An 18,593-nucleotide genomic window follows, 5' to 3' on the forward strand; every position below is an offset into this window, starting at 1 on the left:
TTAGTAATCAGTAAAATAATGGCACACATTTATTTTGAAATTCAAGCTGACGATCTTCAAAGAGCGTCCGATTTTTATGGCGAAATTTTTGGCTGGAAATTTCAGAAAAATCCTCATGCCCCGGTTGAATACCGGTGGATAGAAACAGGCGGAACGAGAGGCGGCTTACTAAAACGCCCGGCTGATACTCCTCCCCCGGAATGCGGGACCAATGCTTACGTATGTTCTATAGAAGTGGATGATTTTGACGCTACAGCGAAAAAAATAGAAAAACTTGGAGGGCAGGTGGCGATGCCAAAATTTGCTGTGCCGAAAGTTTGCTGGCAGGGATATTTCCTGGATACGGAAGGTAATACGTTCGGCATTTTTGAGGTAGACGAAAAAGCACAGTAACCCGTAACCCGTAACCCGTAACCCGTAACCCGTAACCCGTAACCCGTAACCAAGATGCGTAAGATTCTCTATGTCCAAAATGTTTCTCTTGATGGATTCATTGAAGACTCCGATGGAAAAATTGACTGGTCGATCCCTTCAGAAGAACTCCATTGGCATTTTAATGAACTTGAGAGAAATGTCGACATCAACTTTTATGGCCGGCGTTTGTCTGAGACAATGGATTATTGGCTAACCGCCGATCAAAATCCGGAGGCTGCGGACGTTGAACGAGACTTTGCAGAAGCCTGGCGAAAAACGGAGCGAATTGTCTTCTCAAAGACACTGGAAAAAGTTGAGGGAAACGCTTCACTTCGTCGTGAGGTAGATCCTGATGAAATTCAGAAATTGAAAAATCAGCCGGGTAACTTATTGATGGTTGGAGGCGCCGGGTTGGCATCTACCTTTATCAAACATGGTTTGGTAGATGAGTTTCGGGTATATATCTATCCGGTTGTCCTCGGCAGTGGTAAACCGATGTTCCAGATAGAAAAGAAACTCAATTTAAATTTTGTTGAAAGCCAGACATTTTCAGGCAAAATCATGATGTTGAAATATCAACTCAAACCCTGATCGCTATGTTACACTACACGAGTACATTCAGCAGTTTCTCAACAGATGATATTGAAAAGGCACATGAATTTTATTCTGAAACCCTTGGGCTTAATGTTATCAAAGACGAGATGGGAATACTAACGCTTCACTTAGCTGATGGAGCCCGAGCTATAATCTACCCGAAGGGAGAAAATCATCAACCCGCAACATTTACTGTACTGAATTTTGAAGTGGATAATATTGAGGCATCAGTAGATCAACTCATAGATGCCGGAATTGTATTTGAACAATACACCGGGAAACTACAGACAGATGAAAAAGGAATTTTTCGCGGAGAGGGTCCGCTTATTGCCTGGTGTAAAGATAACGCCGGGAATATTTTGTCGATTATTGAAGCAGATGACACATGAATACGATTGAGGTATATAAAACCAACGTGAATAAACCCCAAAGCGCTAGATCAATCCTGGAAGAAATTCGAAGGACGCACCCCAATTGCGACCCGAGTTTTGACCTGGAAGATTGTGATAATGTTTTGAGAATTGAGGATTCGTCAGGAGTTAACCATTCCGTAATCACAAAAATTTTTCAGAATCACGGGTTTTACCTCGACTCGTTACTTTAATTGAACCTAAACCATCCGACTATCATGACAAAAAAAGAACAATTTCTTCAAAAAGTTAATGAAGCTTTTGCAAAGAGCGATATCGATTTCATCATGGAACATGTTACCGACGACATTGAATGGACTGTGATCGGGGATTTCAATCTGAAAGGAAAAGAGAAATTTTTGGAGGCTTTGAAGGAGATGGCAAGTAAAGAGCCATATCAGATTGATATCAAAAATATCATTACGCATGGCGATTCAGCCGCAGTGGATGGCGTGATGAAATCACCTGACAACAAAGAATATGCGTTTTGTGATGTGTATAAATTCAGTGGATTCAAGAATCCAAAAATCAAAAATATGACATCGTATGTTCTGTCGCTGAAAGAGAAATAACAGCAAGTCATCTCCTCAGATTCTTATTGATTTACTGGAAGGTTTTAAATAACCTGTAGAGATATGCTACTGCTCAAAGTCTATATGCGTCATCATTCGGGCCACAATCAATTCTGTTCGAATAGCACGAATATCCACTTTGATTAACCAAAATAGGAGATTGACATGTCTAAGATTTCTCGCAAGAATTTCCTGCGAAACAGTGCCTTCGGAATGGCCGGGTTGGCTTTTAATCCATTCAAAGGTGAAGCTGCTTCCAGGTTTGAAGAATTAAAACACCGTGACTGGAAGAAAAAATTTGCCGCGAACGACCGCATCCAGATTGCTACGATCGGGATGGGAATCATCGCCCACTTTGATACCCCAACGGCCCTCCAGGTACCGGGAATTGAATTTGTAGCAGCCGCCGACTGTTACGATTCGCGTTTGGTCCGCACCAAAGAAGTTTTTGGGGATGATGTATTCACTACCAAAGATTACCGTGAAATCCTCGATCGGGATGATGTGGACGCCGTACTTCTTTGCACACCCGATCACTGGCACGCAAAACATTCCATCGATTTTCTAAATGCCGGAAAACATGTTTACTGCGAAAAACCGATGGTTCAGCAAATTGATGAAGGCCTTCAGGTAGTGAATGCCGAACAAAGCAGCGATGCCGTTTTGCAGGTTGGAAGTCAATTTACCAGCGATATGATTTTCCAAAAGGCAAAAGAGCTTTACGAATCCGGGGCTATCGGAACCCTAAACCAGGTGGTTGCAGTTTACAACCGTAACTCCGCTCTTGGCGCATGGCAATATTCCATGCCGGCAGATGCGACTCCGCAAACCGTTGACTGGGATTTATTCCTTGGAGATGCTCCCGACATAGAATGGGATCCGAAAAGATTTTTCCGATGGAGATGTTATGATGATTATGGAACCGGCGTTCCCGGTGACCTTTTTGTACACCTTTTCACCGGTATTCATACGGTATTAGGAGCTGTCGGACCAACTCATGTTTCCGGTACCGGCGGTATTCGTTCATGGTTTGACGAACGGGAAGCTCCCGATGTAATTAACGGCCAGTATCATTATCCTGAAACCGATAGCCATCCAGAGTTTACATTGACGCTTCAAAGTAATCTTGCTGATGGCGGCGGAACAGGAACCCGCTTCCAGTTTATCGGAGATGAAGGGGCGATGGAAGTTTCACCCGGAAGTTCCGTAAAATTAACCCGGATTCCGCGCAGAGAACCTTCTCTGGAAGAGCTTCAGGGATACAACTCGCTTCTCACGTTTTCGGAAGAGGTGCAACAGGAGTTCATCCAAAACTACAAGGAAGAACACGATGATGAAGTAGAGTATCAGCCCGCAATGAATCAGACCGAAGAATACCGAACGCCAAATGGATATGATTCACGGCTGGATCACTTCGTGAATTTCTTCGATTCCATCCGAAATGGTACGCCTGTCTTTGAAGATGCAACGTTTGGCTTCCGTGCTGCTGCGCCGGCACTTTTGACTAATATCAGTCTCAAAGAGCAACGGGTTGTACAGTGGGATCCTGTCAACATGCGGTTGACCTGACCCCCGTTCATTAAATGAAATGGAAATTAAAGCCCCTTCTTTCGGAGGGGCTTTTTATTTGGTATCCATTCAATCCGGTTTTTGATACAAAAAGAGCACGATCAAACTGAAGAGAGAAAAGTAGATCGTATCCAGGAAGTGTTCAAAATAGTGTGAGCTCAACAAATAAATGATAGAAAGTTCTCCCTCCTCTGCGAATGCTGGTTTTTGTGCCAATTCCCCAATTCCTTCCTGTAATGGAATAATCGCCTGGTAGGCAAAGAGTACACAAAATACGACAGCCAGAACGATCATCCATTTTGAGATTTGCCGGAAACTCCATTCCTTTTGAGAATTATCAGAGTATTTCAATAAAAAATAAAATGGTATGGGATAGTAGATCAAAGGAAACGTTGCCAGCTCCCGAACGCTGTGTGCCAAATACCGGGGATTGGTCCAGACATAGCTAATGGCTGAGAAAAAATTGTCATTCACATACCATGTCATAAACACACAAAGCCCAATTGCAAACCCGATGAATACAACCCCATTCTTTGAAAGGGCAATTTTAGACTGAAATAGAATTTTGCCCACATATATAAAAAGTGGAATGAGTAAAAACTGCATCAAAGTGCTTGGGAGGTGTAAATTCCAGCTTCCCCCCTGCTCAAAAGTTACTACGCTTTGTTTCTGCTGCAGAATGTAACTATATGTATCTTCGGGGCCGAACCATCGCAGGCTGAGCCACCATGATGCAATCAAAAAAAGAATCAACACAAAAAACAAAGTTACTCCTTTTGAGACTGAACGAACTTCAGAAGACATCTCCGACATCGTCAGGAAAACTCCAATAAAGTATAAACCAATAGTGGTGTGAACCGGGATGTGCCCAAGAAAATGGGAGGCGTAAAACGTGGTTTCAAGAAATGTGAATATTCCTCCTTCGTGGATGACCGTGAATAGCAGGTTTATTTTTCCATGGTAAAGCGCCAAATAGAAATATGAAAATAGATAAACGGCTAAGGGTATAAACAGTAATAAACTGACAAGGAGATTACTTCTTTCTTTAAACATGATTGATCGCTGACAAAAGAGTAGCTAAATATTTGGAATGAATAGATGTTGTTTCGTTTAATCTAACAAGGTACCCGTTGCCCTGTTAATGTAATAATCGGTTTCGAAGGAATCATTAGCTGATGATTCATACAGAGCAGATATTTTTTCAAATAGTGTCGGGGGAAATTCGCTGATATCTATCGCTTCCAGAAAATTCAAAGCCATTAGTTGAACTGAAAAATTCTCGTGATCCAGTGCTTCATTTATAATGTTATATGCTGTTTCTGTCTCCCCGAGTCCATACAAAGCCTCTGCTGCTGAAATTCGAACGCCCGGCGAAGGATCTTCGGCCAGCTCCAGAAGTTTTTCATAAAAATCCTGTGCAGACTCTTTATCTGCTATCAATCTTCTGGCAGCCCAGTAACGCACAGAAGAGTCATCGTGATTCAAAAATTCCGAGAGATGGTTCCTATCGGTTACTCCCTCAAGCGAAGCAATTTCTGCTGAAACAATAATCTCAGCTATCGGAATATTTTGATCTCTCACTGCACTATACAGGGATCTGTTTGCACGAAGGCTGTCAATACGAGATTCCTGAATGAAGCCAAGATCTCGCTGCAAGATCATCCAGTTTAGGTTTACATTCCGCATGTGCATCAATATTTCCTGGTATTCCTCCTGAAACGCAAGATTGTTGATGTTATGAGGATCCTCGGAAATTTTGTAGAGTTCTTCAACGGGTTTTTCTTCAAAGAACCGGCGCTGGACTTCATTTAAATTTCCAGTCTGGTAGAGTTCATCCCACTCCTTCATGGTCCGTGATCTCCAAAGATAACTAAGGTGTTGCCCATAAATACGGTTCGGCATGTAGTTGTGCACATAGAGATACTCTTTATTCCTCACGGCCCGAACCAGATCATATCGTTCATCCATCCTGCCCCGGTAAGCGTGAATATACTCACGTTCTGCAGCAGCAAATTCACCTAAAAACGCTTCTCCGTCCATCCACTCAGGCGGCTCAATCCCTGCCAGGCTTAATACCGTCGGCGCCAGATCGACAAAAGAAACCAACCTGTCTGTTCGATCCTGTTCCGGACCCAAATGGGCGTATTTTGGCGGCAGGTAAATAATCATGGGGATATGCAAACCGGATTCGTACATGAACCGTTTGCTTCTGGGCAGCACACCACCGTGATCGCTGTAATAGAATACAATCGTATTCTCAGCTTCGCCCGAAGCCTCTAATTCATCCAATACTTCTCCAACCTGGCTGTCGAGTTTGGTGATCAAATCATAATAACGTGCCCAGTCGGCCCGTACACTATCCGTATCCGGGTGGTAAGGCGGCACAAGCATCTGGTCGGGATCATGGATCAGCGTATCAATTGGGGTATGTAGCTGGCTTTCGTGTGTTGTTGTAAAATTTCGAATATGGAAAAACGGTTGTCCCTCCTCCCTGTTTCGGTAATGGGCTGTGTTGCTGGATTCATCCCAAGCTTCGGGTTGATCGACAGTATTGTAGTCTTTCTTTACATTATTGGTAGTATAATATCCCGCTTCGCGTAAATAACGGGGGAAAAATTTCACGAAATCAGGGACAGGATACGTACTCCGCATTTGTTCTGTTCCCATCGAGTTGCCGTACGTTCCCGTGATAATTGTGAAACGGGATGGCGCACAAACGGGAGTAGTGGCGAAAGCATTTTCAAACAAAATACCACGGTCTGCCAGGCGATCAATATTTGGAGTTACGGCCAGTGAGTCGCCATAAGCACCGATAAACGGGCTGTTATCCTCGCTTGTGATCCAAAGGATATTGGGCCTTTCGTATTCAGGTTCTTTGCTACATCCGGCAATTAAAAGAAGAAGGAATACAAAAGTCAGAGAGGATCTGTATCCATTCCTGATGTGCATTCTGTTGTACTAGTCTAATGTTTGGATAATCTCGGAATCGTACACCTTAACATCCGCCCAAAGGTGCTCATACTTCTCAATAAAATCCAGATGGATCGGGTGGTCGGCATATACGCTATAATCTTCCATCGTTTCAAACCAAACAAAAATTGAATAACCAAAAGAGTGATCTGTTACATCTCTTTCGGGTGTAGAAGCCGGCACTCCCATATCAGATTTGAAAATCTCCTCAATAGATAACAACTCTTCCAGCCCTTCCTCAAATTGTTGCTTCTCTTCATCGGTAACCTCTTCATTCAAATAAAAATAAACAGTGTGCTGTAACATCCCGGTTGTGATATTTGGAGCCTGATCCGTTGAGATTTCGGGTTCATCGCCGGCTTGCCGGCAAGCGGATGAAAAAAGGATAAGAAAAATAACGAATAGAAGTTGACGCGTTTGTTTCATGTCCTATAAATTTTGTTAAGCCGAATCGTATGTAAAGCAAAATCAATATACATATTGATCCGACATTTCTCTATTGAATTAACAGGCTCCCGAATCCCAAAAAATTTTCCCAACAGGTATTGTTTGATTCTGTTCTTTCTTTTATTTTACCAATCAGTTAATTAAACAATTGGTTAAATAAAATTATCCATGCCTTCTGATCAATTAAGCACAACATTCGCAGCACTCGCAGATCCCACGCGCCGGGCGATTCTTGCCAGCCTCACAACCGGAGAAAAAACCGTTTCGGATTTAGCTGAACCTTTTGATATGACGATGCCAGCGATCACCAAACACCTAAAGGTTTTGGAGAAGGCTCATTTGATTGAACGCAGCCAAAAAGCACAATATCGACCATGTAAACTGCATCCTGAACCTTTGAAAGACATCGACAATTGGATGGAACAATACCGTGCCTTTTTTGAAGGAAGCTTTGACCGGCTTGATGATTATCTAAAACAACTACAACCTAAAAAGGAGAACTCCGATGACCACTGATAAAACCAAAGTTGAATCAAAAGGAAAAGTCCTGATTATCGAGCGGATTTTTGAAGCCCCGCCCTCTTTAATGTTCGATATATGGACTGATTGCAAACACCTGAAACACTGGTGGGGACCCAAAGAGTGGCCCATGCATGAATGTGAAATGGATTTTCGTGAAGGAGGATCGTGGCTTTACTGTATGCGCGGCCCCAATGAAGGAGACGAAGCCTGGGGAAAATTCATCTATGATGAGATCCGGAAACCCCACAAAATCGTTTACCGGGATTACTTTACCGATAGTACCGGAACCATCAACGAAGAACTTCCCGGCTCAAAAACAGTTCTGGAATTTTTTGAACACAATGGCTTCACCCGGCAAGTGAGTGCCACAGAATATGAATCTCCCGAAAGCCTCAAAACAGTATTGGATATGGGAATGATTGAAGGCATGAACAGCTCCATGGAGCGGTTGGATGAATACTTAGAAACCATACAGGAGTGACCAAGATGACAACACAAGCAAAAGACCGAACCATACAAGTAAGCCGGCAATTTGATGCGCCTAAAGATTTAGTATATGACGCATTCACAGCACCGGAAAAAATTGGACAGTGGTGGGGCCCCAATGGATTCACGACAACCACTAAAAGCATGGAATTCAAAGAAGGCGGAGAATGGATTTTTACCATGCACGGCCCCGACGGAACCGACTATCCCAACCGAATCACGTACACAAAAATCAATCGACCTGATTTAATTATGTACGATCATGCTGGAAACAGGCCGGATGAGGAAGTCCATTTTCATCAAACCATTACATTTGAAGAGGTTAATGGCCAAACAAAAGTTACTCTGAATCTACTATTTCCAACCCTTAAAGCTAAGGAAAACGCCGCAGAGTTTGGAGCGATTGAGGGAGGTAAACAAACACTCGCACGTCTGGGTGAGTTTGTAAAAAATCAGTAATGATAACCTTCAATTCGTCCCAGGTACGCTAAGTTATTTGTGAGAATGGTGGATCAGAACAGCTCAAACTGAAAAATTGAATGACCTTAGAAAAAATAAAATTTATTCGGCGGTTTATTCGGAGCCCGAGGCGTCGGGACCGAATAAAATTTAATCGGCCTGAATATTGGATTTGTTTGCCATAAACGAGTGTTTCAGCTATTATCTACGAATGTTGGTATCAAGATGTGTATCGCTAAATACAAGTTAGTGCTCTTAGAACTGAATAGAATGAGTGATAATGAAAAATACTTACCGAGAGCAAAAAATTTCCTAATTACAGCATCGGTATTTGCTGGAATCGTATTCATCTTTTCTTTATTTGTTTTTTAAAAGGTGAGAATTTATCAAGTGAGCTTCTACCTAATACTGGTAAGTTTTCAGAGTACGGCACTTTTTTAGGTGGTGTTCTCCCAAGCATATTTAGCTTCTTCACATTTATATTGTTGTTATTTACCTACTACTACCAGAAAGGTGATTCAGAAGTAAACCAGGAGTTAAGCAGAGAGTCTTCGCTGACTATTAGAAAACAAAATTTCGAAGACACTTTTTTTAAAATGCTCAATAATCTAAATGAGCTATTACAAACTACCTCAGGATCAATATACTTAACGCCTGAGTATACGATTCCAAATAACTCACCCTCAGGATTAGAATACTTTGGACAGCTTAGAACAGAATTTCTTAACTGGTATTTTCTCACTACTAACAATAATGATGCTCCTAGCCGCAAGATCTCACTTATTAAAATGGTTGGTCTTGAAAAGGAAGAAGAAGCTATTCTTAATGAGTTCAATAATTTTTATAGCAAATTTTTTCAGAAGCACCATGACCAACTCGGTCATTTATATAGATACATTCATAACGTATTAAAGTTTTAGAAAATGCTCTAGAAGGCACTGAAATTGAACCATCTACTTATGTAAATATTTTACAATCACAACTCTCTGATTCATTTATTGCTTTACTTTATTTTAATGCAATATCTGATTATTCACGTAACTCTGAAGATGAATTTGAATTCCGAAATAGATTAGATAAATATGAGTTTTTTTAAAATCTAAGAAATGACTCAATTGTTGATCCCTTCTACCTTTCTCTCTTTCCAAATACTAATTTTAGATATGCCTGAAGAAAATGCATCGAGCACTAACAAGCGTTTTAAGCGGACTCGAACGCGGTTCGGGTCTTTAATTTTAATCCCCAGGCTCGCCGCTTATTTGCCAAACCGTTATACAAAGAAGAAACACTCCAGAATCTTCATCATTTTTCTTTCTAAAATTTCTGATTTTAGATGTAGCGATTAAGCTATTTCTCACCTTTTCCTCAGAGCGTTTCAAAATTTCCAGATCGTCCATTCGTTACCTATCTTAGTTTATCACTAACAATTCTGCATAGTCATGGCTAATTCAGATAAAACCATAGAACGACGAAAAGACATCCTCGGGGGAACCCCGGTATTCAAGGGAACACGAGTTCCGGTGAGTACTTTTTTCGAATACCTGGAAGCCGGCCATTCTATTCCTGAATTCCTGGGAGATTTCCCAACTGTTTCTAAAGAACAAGCCATTCAGGTTCTTGAATCATTCAAAGATCAACTCCTTCAGCCACAATGATTATCAGGATTTTGCCTGATGAGTGCCTTCCCAAAAAATTAAAATATCGTATTGAAGAACTCGATCCAGAGTTTGTCGTCAAAACCACTACTAAAAGCTGTGACAAATACCTATGAAGATTTGCTTCCCTTGATACAGAAATTGCCTGCAATTGTAAATAACCATAAGCCAGGTAAATTTGTCGAGATTGATTAAATAAATGCAGACCCGTCCTGAACTCTTTTGATATACTATTTCCAATCTGTAATACTCCGATTATATTACTCTCTCAAATGGCTCCTCAACCCAATTCAAAAAAAATGTCTAAACGATCTGTATTTATAGCCACCAGCCTCGATGGATTTATCGCGCGTGAAGATGGCGGAATTGACTGGCTTCCCATTCCTGATACCGAATCTGAAGAAGGAGAAGATTACGGTTACAACGACTTCATCAAAAGTATTGACGCCCTGGTTATGGGACGGAACTCCTTCGAACTCGTTCTCAGTTTTGACGAATGGTACTATGGAGATATGCCGGTTTTTGTATTGACGAACCGTGGTGTAGAAATACCGGAGAAACTCAGCAAAACAGTTTCTCAACTATCCGGAGAACCCAAAGAGATTGTGGAAAAGCTTGCAGAAAAAGGGTATCACAATTTGTACATAGACGGCGGCAAAACGATCCAGGGATTTCTGAATGCCGGGTTAATTGAAGAAATAACCATCACAACCATTCCGGTCTTGATCGGAACCGGCATCCCGCTCTTTGGCCCAACCAACCGGGATATTCCCCTGAAACTGGTTGAATCTCATTCTTTTGCAGACCAACTCATTCAAACCCGCTACATTGTCCAGGAGTAAAAGATATTTTGCAGGATTTGTGAAGAGTTCAGGATAGAAATCCTGATGTAAATTTTAAAATGTGCCCTTAATTATCTGATATGCTGAAAATCCATAAAATTAATCGTCGCACCTACCCGAATTTCGTACATCATTTATACTCTGTTCTTTTTGAAGCCGGTATAACACCTCACTCTTTTTCAGATTCTTCGGATGATGAAAACAGAAAAGAATGGCGGTTGCCTTCCGATGTTATTCTCAAAGATAAAGTCGGAAAGGTGATTATCTACATCGAGCAGCACCTGACAGAAGATTTGAGTTTGAATAAACTGGCTGATGAAATTGAACTCAGTAAATATCAGCTTATTCGTGGATTTCAAAAAGAAGAAGGGACGACCCCGTGGAAATTCCTGGTTCATAAACGAATTGAAAACGTTAAAAAATTACTGGAAGATGGAATGTCACCCGGACAGGCAGCTGTGGAATCCGGGTTCTACGACCAAAGCCATATGAATAAAGCTTTTCGCGAGGCGACCGGGCAAACGCCGAAGGAATATCAGGAGAAGAATTTTAAAAATAAAAACTGATCAGGTAGCAGGTAGCAGGTAGCAGGTAGCAGGTAGCAGAGGTTTTAAAAGACAATGTTAGCTATCAACTTTTTTGATTGTTTATTTGTAACTGATCACTGTTAACTGCAATTCTGCAATATTTTACAATCATCTGCTTTTCATAGATTCTACATTCAGTTTTTCTTCAATCTAAAAGAAGCTGAATTATGGAAAACAATAAACGTCTCTCCTTTCAATTTACAGTTGCCGATCGTCTTTTCCGGTCGAGGATTTTGATGATCAATGGAGAAATTACACAGGAGCTGGTTGGCAACATTAGTTCACAATTGCTGGCACTCGCTTCAATATCAAATGATCCGATCACCCTTTTTATTCATTCCCAGGGTGGACATGTGGAGTCCGGTGATTCCATTCACGACATCATCCGTTTTATCGACGCAAAGGTTCGAATTGTTGGCAATGGCTGGGTGGCCAGCGCCGGAGCCTTGATTTACGTATCCGTTCCTCAAAAAGATCGTTACTGCCTGCCAAATACCCGATTCTTATTGCATCAACCGGCAGGCGGTGTTCGGGGAAGTGGAAGTGATATCGCCATTGAAGCCGAAGAGATTGTGAAAATGAGACGACGGCTCAACGAAATATTTGCAAATGGAACCGGCCAACCACTCGATAAAATTGAACGGGATACCCAACGAAATTTCTGGCTGACTGCAACCGAAGCGAAGGATTACGGACTTGTCGGAACGATCATCGAAAAAATATCAGACATAAAATAATAGGATTACATAATTGTATAAACCACTGTTTTTATTACGGTATACAAAAATAAGATAAGATTGTAAGAAACATGATTTTCATTTCAGAGTTAACGGATTATCAACAGTTGTTTTCATAAACCTGAAGATTGATGTGCTTATCAGTACACTTTTCATCAACTGAAAACAGACGTTTACAATCATCTATACCTAATCATCAACTAATTTGGTGTTGTTATGAGTTCTCAAATTGAATGTACTTTTAAAATTGAAAGCTGGGATGAAACTGAATTCTCAAAATCTAAAGAGGGCCCGCAACTCCACCGAGCCAGCGTTACACAATCGTACTCAGGCGCACTTGAGGCTTCGAGTACCATTGAATATTTGATGACAACATTCCGAAATGATTTCAGTAAGTTTGTTGGCTTTGAAGAAATTATTGGAGAACTTGAAGGCAAATCAGGTAGCTTTATTTTGAATCATACCGGAACGCATGAAGATGGCGAAGCCAAATCCACATTTGAAATCATTCCGCACTCCGGAACCGGCGAGCTGGAAGGCATTTCCGGAAAGGGACATTACGAAGCTACTGATGATCAAACAATCTTTAAATTGCTCTATGAATTTACTGAGAGCTAATTCCTCTCCAAAATATGCCTGATGATATCCTCTTTTTTGAATCTCCGGACCTCTTTCGGAACTGGCTGGAGGATAACCACGATAAAGCAGATGCACAATGGATTGGCTACTATAAAGTAGCAACCGGAAAACCCAGCATTCAATGGGAAGAGTCTGTACGTGAAGCACTCTGTTTTGGCTGGATTGACGGCCTTCGAAAATCAATTGATGAAGAAAGCTACAAAATCCGTTTTACTCCCCGAAGACCGAAGAGTCTCTGGAGTGCTAAAAACATTCAGATGATGAAAGAACTGGTCGAACAGGGAAAAATGATGAAGCCCGGCTTGAAAGTCTATGAAAAACGAGACAAAAAAAGTTCGAGGCAAGCCTCTTATGAAAGTGAGGATTTCGAACTAAAGAAAGAGTATGAGGATAAAATCCGGCAAAACAAAGAAGCATGGACATTCTTCGAAGAACTTGCTCCCAGCTATACACGAATATCCATCCATTGGGTGATGAGTGCCAAACGTGAAGATACCCGCCAAAGACGACTCAGGATCCTGATTGAGTCTTGTGAAAATCAACAGAAAATTCCGCTCTTTCAGAGTTAGATCATATTCTGAACTTATTTTTTAAAGAACTCAGAATTCGGTTTATTCTTCATTATGAATAAACCCGAGAAAGAAATTCACCATTTTTTTATTGAAACGGCAAAAGAGTTGCACCCGAACCTGGCCAATGCCATAACAACCGTTGGTGTTCAGGAATTACCGGTTGAAAATTCGGAACCTCTAGCCCATCGCTTATGCAGATCGGTTGCGCAACAACAACTTTCCGTTAAAGCTGCGCGAACTATTTGGGGCCGCGTACTTGAAGCAGCCAACGAAACTCCACTGACCGATTTTTTCCACGACCAAAATGTGGAATTGCTGCATACCTGCGGATTATCCAAAGCGAAAACCCGGGCCATCTGTGGCATCGCTGAAGTCTCTCGAAACGGGGGGCTTGAGGCCTGCGAATTGAAATTTATGGATTATAAAAGCAGGACAGATCGTCTTACATCTCTCTGGGGCGTAGGCCGTTGGACGGCAGATATGATTTCCATTTTCTATTTCGGCGATGAAGATATCTGGCCTGATGGCGATCTCGCCGCAAGAAAAACACTGGAAAAGCTTACCAGCCGTCGACGAAAAACGATTCGAACGGCTGAACGTTTTGCACCATACCGATCATATCTTGCACTCTACATGTGGAAATATCAAGACACCATTCCCGATTAAAAAAATCAGATTAATCACGTTAAAAGCACATGACTACATATATCGCACTGTTACGGGCCATTAACGTTGGCGGCTATCGAAAAATCAAGATGCAGGATCTTCGCGAGATGTTGAAAAAGATGGGATTCACGAGTATTCAAACCTACATCCAAAGCGGAAATGTAATTTTTGATTCTGAAGAAACGGATGCCCGCAACTTAAGCAAATCCATCGAGGAGCAGATTTTGTCGGATTTCGGCCATGACGTGCCCGTTATGATTCGAACCAGAGAGCAACTGAAAAACCTGATTGAGAAGAATCCGTTTGATGGTCAGGATGAAGATCCGTTTATGCTTTACGTTACTTTTTTTCTTGAACCGCCATCGGAGAATAAGCAACAAGAACTGGCAGCATTGACCAGCGATATCGAAAGATTTGAGTTTTTAAATGGCGAACTTTTCAGCCTGATTGATAAAAAAACGGATCAAAAGGTAAATTTTTCAAACGCATTTGTTGAAAAAATAATTGGCATTCCGGGCACCGGCCGAAACTGGAGAAGCGTGAACCGGATTTATGAAATGGCTGCGGATTAGCTTCTCTGAACGAGAAAGAGATAAATTCTAAAACTCAATTCTATAACTGATATTCGGGATCAAAATCAGTTCTTTTTCTTCATCAATAGAATTCTCCTGAAGATTGTAACGATATCCATAAAACTCTTTTTGAGCCGTTACATTAATCATTTGGAGTGACCAGACAGAACTGGTTTGTTGCCTATTGATTCGATACTCAACCGTTACATCGGCATAGAAAACATCCGGTTCCTGTTCAGAGAATGCTCTCGTTTCATCATAAAACACCTCTCTTTTTATTTGAGATTTTTCCGCATCCACAGGAGAATATCGTTTTCCTCCGGACAAATTAATCCGGCCGTTTACACTCAAAAACCGAACTCGGTTTCTACGCCTCAATTCCCACTCTTTTCCGCCGAGGAGTACAAATGAATAACCCCGGTCAAATCTTGTATTCCGCCAAATGCCATCTCCTCCCCTGTATTCTGATTTAAAAACCGAACCTGTCAGAAGTCCATACCAACCGTTTGAAAGATACCGCTCAAGAGTAATTTCAACACCATAATTCCGGCCTTTTCCATCGTTTTCAAGTCTGTCATCAAAAAACCAGTCGTTGTCGAGATTCAGAACGGAGTAACTGGAATCCGGGACTACCGGCACGTCAAACAGGTTTTGATAATATACCTCAAGATTCATTCTGAAATTCTGGTTGAACAAATGAGTGAATCCCGCTACAAAATGATCGGCTTTGGCAAGATCGAGGTTGCGGTTTTCGGGATCAGAAAAATAAAACGACAAAGGCTCAATTTGTGAATGCCTGCCATATGATAAACTCCATGAGTTTGAACCCACCTGATATTGCACGCCGATTCTTGGCTCAACAGAGTTGGAATTCGTCAATTCAAAATGATGAAAATGCAAACCTCCCGTAATATCAAATCTGCCAAAACTGATTTTCGATTGCGAAAAAATCTGAGCCTGGTAACTGTGGCCCGTTTCATCGATATAGGTTTGCAGTGGTTCATCCGGTCCTGTCGTTTCCTGGATCACCTGGTTATATCCCAACCGGTTTACGATTACTCCAATTCTCTGCGAGTGATGCGGACCAAACTTATTACTCAGAATCGATTTGGCCGTCAGTTTTCCGGATTCATTTTTGATGAAATCATGCTGATAGTATTGAGTGGCATCATCGGTGTATCGTTCTGTTTTACGTTTAAAACCGTTACCTGTGGCAGCCACATCTGTTGTCAGAAAAGCATTCTCTCCAATTAACAATTTGTGGCTGAGGGCAATCGCTCCAAACCTGGTGGGACTTTCGCTATCCTCACGATCCTGATTATATATCCACTCCTCCGGCGATTCTTCAGGCGATGTTCCGGAGCGGTCATTGGCTCCAAGTCCCCAAAGTGTAAATGTCCCGGCTTTTGTTGTCGGCACGTTTACTTTATACGAAAAATTTTGATACATAATCTCCCCGGCGTCTTCCGGAAGCAGAGGTGAAATCAACGAAAATGATGAAATCCTGTAATTAAATAAGTACGAAGCTCCGCCATTTCCTATCGGCCCTTCAGAGGCGGCATCCACACCAATCGTCCCGACTTCAAAGGCATGTTCAAATTGCTGATTATTCCCGTTACGGATGTTCAGATCAAATACGCCCGAGAGTGCATTTCCATATTCTGCGGGAAAGGCTCCGGTATAAAAGTCGGAATTTCCCAGCATGTAACTACTGAGAGCAGTGATTCCTCCACCGCCGATGGTTACAACATTGGCAAAGTGGCTTGGAGTTGGAATCGATATTCCTTCCATCTGCCACAGCATTCCCTTCGGGGCATTTCCGCGAATGACAATGGCATTATCACCCAGATTTCCCGTAACCCCGGCAAACGAAGACGCCAGCCGCGCAGGATCATCAAATCCACCGGCATAACGGGAAGCTTCCTCCATGCCGAGTTGCCGTGCGCTGTTGAATGCCATCGGGTTGATCGGCTCAATTTTTACCTGGTCGGGCTGAACAATCAATGCATCCATTTCAGTTACTGATTCTCGAAGAGCAATATTCAAAACAACTTCTCTTGCCGATGAAACCATAATATCCCGAACCAACTGAGTTTCATATCCCACAAAAGAAAATCGAATGGACTGCCGCCCAACCGGTACGTTTGTCAATCGAAATTCTCCGTTCGCATCCGTCGTTGTGCCTTTGAATGGATCGGAATCGATGAGAATGATACTTACTCCGGGAATGGAAGCCCCGGATGCTTCATCGGTTACCTGTCCTCGAATGGTTTGAGTCGGAACCTGTGCTGAAGTAATCACCGGAAATACTAAAATGATAAGGCTGAAAATTGAATAAAAAATTCGTTTCATTCAGGTAGATGTTTTTCTTAACTCTTCGTGATTTTAAATTTCGGTAGAAAGTAGACTGAGCTTCAATCCTGATTAATCAGTATTTATGTCATCCAAACTCCAGCAAGTCCAACAAAAATATCTCAACCTGCTGAACAGTATTTCTTTTGATGAGAATGAGCTGGATTACAGCGTTCTGGACAAAATCCGTCCAACCCTCGAAAATCTGGATAGAATTGGGAAATCGGCGATTTCTGTGTTTGATATGAATCGAAAAACACATGTCTACATTTCTCCTTCGTACCGTGAGAGGCTGGGCTTACCCGATCATAAACACGAAGGAGTGGAAGGATTTGACCGGCTGATGCATCCTGATGATTTGCTTATTGCAATGGAGGCCGGATATTATTTCCTGAAATTGGCCATGAATACAAAAGATGCCCAGTTGAAAGATTTTAAATTGGTAAACGACTACCGAATTGAAACCCCTGAAAATGAATGGATGAGAATGACGGAAGAGCATCAAATTCTGGAAACGGATCCACAGGGAAATATCTGGCTTGCGCTTTCGATCGTGGATGTTTCATCCAATCAAAATGTAAATGAACCGATGAGCAGCCGGCTGGTGAATCACAAAACCGGTGAGATTATTTCATTTGCCGAAGTAACTTCATTGTTTGAACTGACCAATCGCGAAAAAGAGGTTCTTCACCTGATAGCCACAGGAAACGTCAGTAAACAAATTGCGGATAAGCTGCATATCAGCGTGCACACAGTGAATACACATCGCCAGAATATTATCGAAAAGATGGATGTCACCAATACGGCAGAAGCCATTCAGCTGGCTTCGAGAATGGGAATTTTGAGGTAATCCGAATTTACCGGCCTTTCTGCCGGAGCATTCTCTATTGTTGTTGAGACAATTTCTGATCCTCTTCTTTCATCAACTGAACCATCAGATTAATTTTATTCTGATAGTCGGCCGGCAGATGATTCGGATCTCTCATCCTGGCTTCCAGCTTATTGATGGGAATAGAATACGGAAGTACCCAGGCCCGCAGTGTATGAGCGATTGAAATCATCGTGTTGATTCCCTGAATACCAAACGTGCCATCAGAAATACAGATCAATCCAATTTTTTTATCGGTGAGATAAGATGGGGTGTCTTTGCTTGTCAGTTGCAGCCAGTCCAACGCATTTTTCATCACACCGGGAATACTTCCATGATATAACGGAGACATCCAAATCTGCAGATCTTCGGCTGTAAACGCTTCAAGAATTTGGTTCACTTCGTCAGTAGCTGTTTGATCATACGGATCAAAGATGGGAAGTTTTTTACCTGAAAGATCAACGTGTTTTACTGAAAGTCCATTTTCTTCACATTGTTCTTGAACATGTTTATGAACCATGGAATAGAATGAATCTTCATGATTATGAAGAGAACCGTTAAAGAGAAGCATTACAATAACTTATTTTGACAAATTTATTTAGAATATTATATGGCAGGGCTGCCAAAACCTCAATGGCAACCCTGCTCGCGTGGGACTGC

24 protein-coding genes are annotated in these 18,593 nt (G+C 41.9%); 18 read left to right on the top strand and 6 right to left on the bottom strand.

Annotation, left to right across the window (positions count from 1 at the left end; translation table 11 throughout):
• Window positions 1-18: 18 nt before the first annotated feature.
• The 5 genes from L0B18_RS15575 to L0B18_RS15595 all read left to right on the top strand — a co-directional run bounded on the left by L0B18_RS15575 (window position 19) and on the right by L0B18_RS15595 (window position 3,559).
• Window positions 19-393 carry a VOC family protein gene (locus tag L0B18_RS15575; RefSeq protein ID WP_234572722.1) on the top strand — a complete coding sequence of 125 codons (375 nt, stop codon included), beginning with the start codon at window positions 19-21 and terminating at the stop codon, window positions 391-393.
• A 54-nt stretch (window positions 394-447) separates the two neighbouring features.
• The gene (locus L0B18_RS15580; protein WP_234572723.1) at window positions 448-1,005 is read left to right on the top strand and encodes a dihydrofolate reductase family protein; all 558 of its coding nucleotides are present in this window, start codon (window positions 448-450) and stop codon (window positions 1,003-1,005) included.
• Between the two features lie 5 nt (window positions 1,006-1,010).
• On the top strand, window positions 1,011-1,397 hold the full coding sequence (locus L0B18_RS15585; RefSeq protein WP_234572724.1) for a VOC family protein: 387 nt from the start codon (window positions 1,011-1,013) through the stop codon (window positions 1,395-1,397).
• A gap of 239 nt (window positions 1,398-1,636) precedes the next feature.
• On the top strand, window positions 1,637-1,990 hold the full coding sequence (locus L0B18_RS15590; protein WP_234572725.1) for a nuclear transport factor 2 family protein: 354 nt from the start codon (window positions 1,637-1,639) through the stop codon (window positions 1,988-1,990).
• A 165-nt stretch (window positions 1,991-2,155) separates the two neighbouring features.
• Window positions 2,156-3,559 carry a Gfo/Idh/MocA family protein gene (locus tag L0B18_RS15595; protein WP_234572726.1) on the top strand — a complete coding sequence of 468 codons (1,404 nt, stop codon included), beginning with the start codon at window positions 2,156-2,158 and terminating at the stop codon, window positions 3,557-3,559.
• Between the two features lie 69 nt (window positions 3,560-3,628).
• Here L0B18_RS15595 and L0B18_RS15600 read toward each other — a convergent pair whose 3' ends face one another.
• Genes L0B18_RS15600 through L0B18_RS15610 form a run of 3 tightly spaced genes read right to left on the bottom strand, consistent with a single transcriptional unit; the run spans window position 3,629 to window position 6,955 of the window.
• The gene (locus tag L0B18_RS15600; protein ID WP_234572727.1) at window positions 3,629-4,612 is read right to left on the bottom strand and encodes a hypothetical protein; all 984 of its coding nucleotides are present in this window, start codon (window positions 4,610-4,612) and stop codon (window positions 3,629-3,631) included.
• A 57-nt stretch (window positions 4,613-4,669) separates the two neighbouring features.
• Complete coding sequence (locus tag L0B18_RS15605; protein ID WP_234572728.1) at window positions 4,670-6,508, bottom strand: sulfatase-like hydrolase/transferase; 1,839 nt, start codon at window positions 6,506-6,508, stop codon at window positions 4,670-4,672.
• A 9-nt stretch (window positions 6,509-6,517) separates the two neighbouring features.
• Window positions 6,518-6,955: a Dabb family protein gene (locus L0B18_RS15610; RefSeq protein WP_234572729.1), complete on the bottom strand. Its 438-nt coding sequence runs from the start codon at window positions 6,953-6,955 to the stop codon at window positions 6,518-6,520.
• A 189-nt stretch (window positions 6,956-7,144) separates the two neighbouring features.
• On the opposite strand from L0B18_RS15610, the gene L0B18_RS15615 reads away from it, so the two are divergent.
• The 4 genes from L0B18_RS15615 to L0B18_RS19905 all read left to right on the top strand — a co-directional run bounded on the left by L0B18_RS15615 (window position 7,145) and on the right by L0B18_RS19905 (window position 9,539).
• Entirely contained in the window at window positions 7,145-7,492 is a 348-nt protein-coding gene (locus tag L0B18_RS15615) for an ArsR/SmtB family transcription factor (RefSeq protein ID WP_234572730.1), read from the top strand.
• Window positions 7,482-7,979, top strand: a complete 498-nt coding sequence (locus tag L0B18_RS15620; protein ID WP_234572731.1) for an SRPBCC domain-containing protein — start codon at window positions 7,482-7,484, stop codon at window positions 7,977-7,979. Before L0B18_RS15615 ends, L0B18_RS15620 begins: the two co-directional genes overlap by 11 nt.
• Before the next feature lie 5 nt (window positions 7,980-7,984).
• Window positions 7,985-8,443: an SRPBCC family protein gene (locus L0B18_RS15625; protein ID WP_234572732.1), complete on the top strand. Its 459-nt coding sequence runs from the start codon at window positions 7,985-7,987 to the stop codon at window positions 8,441-8,443.
• Between the two features lie 907 nt (window positions 8,444-9,350).
• Window positions 9,351-9,539: a putative phage abortive infection protein gene (locus L0B18_RS19905; protein ID WP_370647602.1), complete on the top strand. Its 189-nt coding sequence runs from the start codon at window positions 9,351-9,353 to the stop codon at window positions 9,537-9,539.
• A gap of 139 nt (window positions 9,540-9,678) precedes the next feature.
• Here L0B18_RS19905 and L0B18_RS15630 read toward each other — a convergent pair whose 3' ends face one another.
• On the bottom strand, window positions 9,679-9,840 hold the full coding sequence (locus L0B18_RS15630) for a hypothetical protein (RefSeq protein ID WP_234572733.1): 162 nt from the start codon (window positions 9,838-9,840) through the stop codon (window positions 9,679-9,681).
• A gap of 42 nt (window positions 9,841-9,882) precedes the next feature.
• Here L0B18_RS15630 and L0B18_RS15635 point away from each other — a divergent pair, with 42 nt between their 5' ends.
• From L0B18_RS15635 to L0B18_RS15670, 8 genes are all read left to right on the top strand, one after another.
• Window positions 9,883-10,098, top strand: a complete 216-nt coding sequence (locus L0B18_RS15635; protein ID WP_234572734.1) for a DUF433 domain-containing protein — start codon at window positions 9,883-9,885, stop codon at window positions 10,096-10,098.
• A gap of 299 nt (window positions 10,099-10,397) precedes the next feature.
• Window positions 10,398-10,940, top strand: coding sequence for a dihydrofolate reductase family protein (locus L0B18_RS15640; protein WP_234572735.1), 543 nt, complete (start codon window positions 10,398-10,400; stop codon window positions 10,938-10,940).
• A gap of 80 nt (window positions 10,941-11,020) precedes the next feature.
• Window positions 11,021-11,506, top strand: a complete 486-nt coding sequence (locus tag L0B18_RS15645) for a helix-turn-helix domain-containing protein (RefSeq protein WP_234572736.1) — start codon at window positions 11,021-11,023, stop codon at window positions 11,504-11,506.
• 188 nt (window positions 11,507-11,694) lie between these two features.
• Window positions 11,695-12,264 (top strand): ATP-dependent Clp protease proteolytic subunit, encoded by a 570-nt coding sequence (locus tag L0B18_RS15650; RefSeq protein ID WP_234572737.1) that lies wholly within the window; start codon window positions 11,695-11,697, stop codon window positions 12,262-12,264.
• Window positions 12,265-12,480: 216 nt separating this feature from the next.
• On the top strand, window positions 12,481-12,882 hold the full coding sequence (locus L0B18_RS15655; protein ID WP_234572738.1) for a DUF3224 domain-containing protein: 402 nt from the start codon (window positions 12,481-12,483) through the stop codon (window positions 12,880-12,882).
• A gap of 14 nt (window positions 12,883-12,896) precedes the next feature.
• Window positions 12,897-13,472, top strand: a complete 576-nt coding sequence (locus L0B18_RS15660) for a YdeI/OmpD-associated family protein (RefSeq protein WP_234572739.1) — start codon at window positions 12,897-12,899, stop codon at window positions 13,470-13,472.
• 54 nt (window positions 13,473-13,526) lie between these two features.
• Window positions 13,527-14,141 carry a DNA-3-methyladenine glycosylase family protein gene (locus L0B18_RS15665; RefSeq protein ID WP_234572740.1) on the top strand — a complete coding sequence of 205 codons (615 nt, stop codon included), beginning with the start codon at window positions 13,527-13,529 and terminating at the stop codon, window positions 14,139-14,141.
• 29 nt (window positions 14,142-14,170) lie between these two features.
• Window positions 14,171-14,713: a DUF1697 domain-containing protein gene (locus L0B18_RS15670; protein WP_234572741.1), complete on the top strand. Its 543-nt coding sequence runs from the start codon at window positions 14,171-14,173 to the stop codon at window positions 14,711-14,713.
• A gap of 27 nt (window positions 14,714-14,740) precedes the next feature.
• Here L0B18_RS15670 and L0B18_RS15675 read toward each other — a convergent pair whose 3' ends face one another.
• On the bottom strand, window positions 14,741-17,065 hold the full coding sequence (locus L0B18_RS15675) for a TonB-dependent receptor (RefSeq protein WP_234572742.1): 2,325 nt from the start codon (window positions 17,063-17,065) through the stop codon (window positions 14,741-14,743).
• An 85-nt stretch (window positions 17,066-17,150) separates the two neighbouring features.
• On the opposite strand from L0B18_RS15675, the gene L0B18_RS15680 reads away from it, so the two are divergent.
• Entirely contained in the window at window positions 17,151-17,915 is a 765-nt protein-coding gene (locus L0B18_RS15680) for a response regulator transcription factor (protein ID WP_234572743.1), read from the top strand.
• A 34-nt stretch (window positions 17,916-17,949) separates the two neighbouring features.
• On the opposite strand, the gene L0B18_RS15685 is transcribed toward L0B18_RS15680, so the two are convergent.
• Complete coding sequence (locus tag L0B18_RS15685) at window positions 17,950-18,504, bottom strand: NADPH-dependent FMN reductase (protein ID WP_234572744.1); 555 nt, start codon at window positions 18,502-18,504, stop codon at window positions 17,950-17,952.
• Window positions 18,505-18,593: the final 89 nt, after the last annotated feature.

Origin of the sequence: Rhodohalobacter sp. 614A, from assembly GCF_021462415.1 — a bacterium.
Taxonomy (GTDB): Bacteria; Bacteroidota; Rhodothermia; order Balneolales; family Balneolaceae; genus Rhodohalobacter.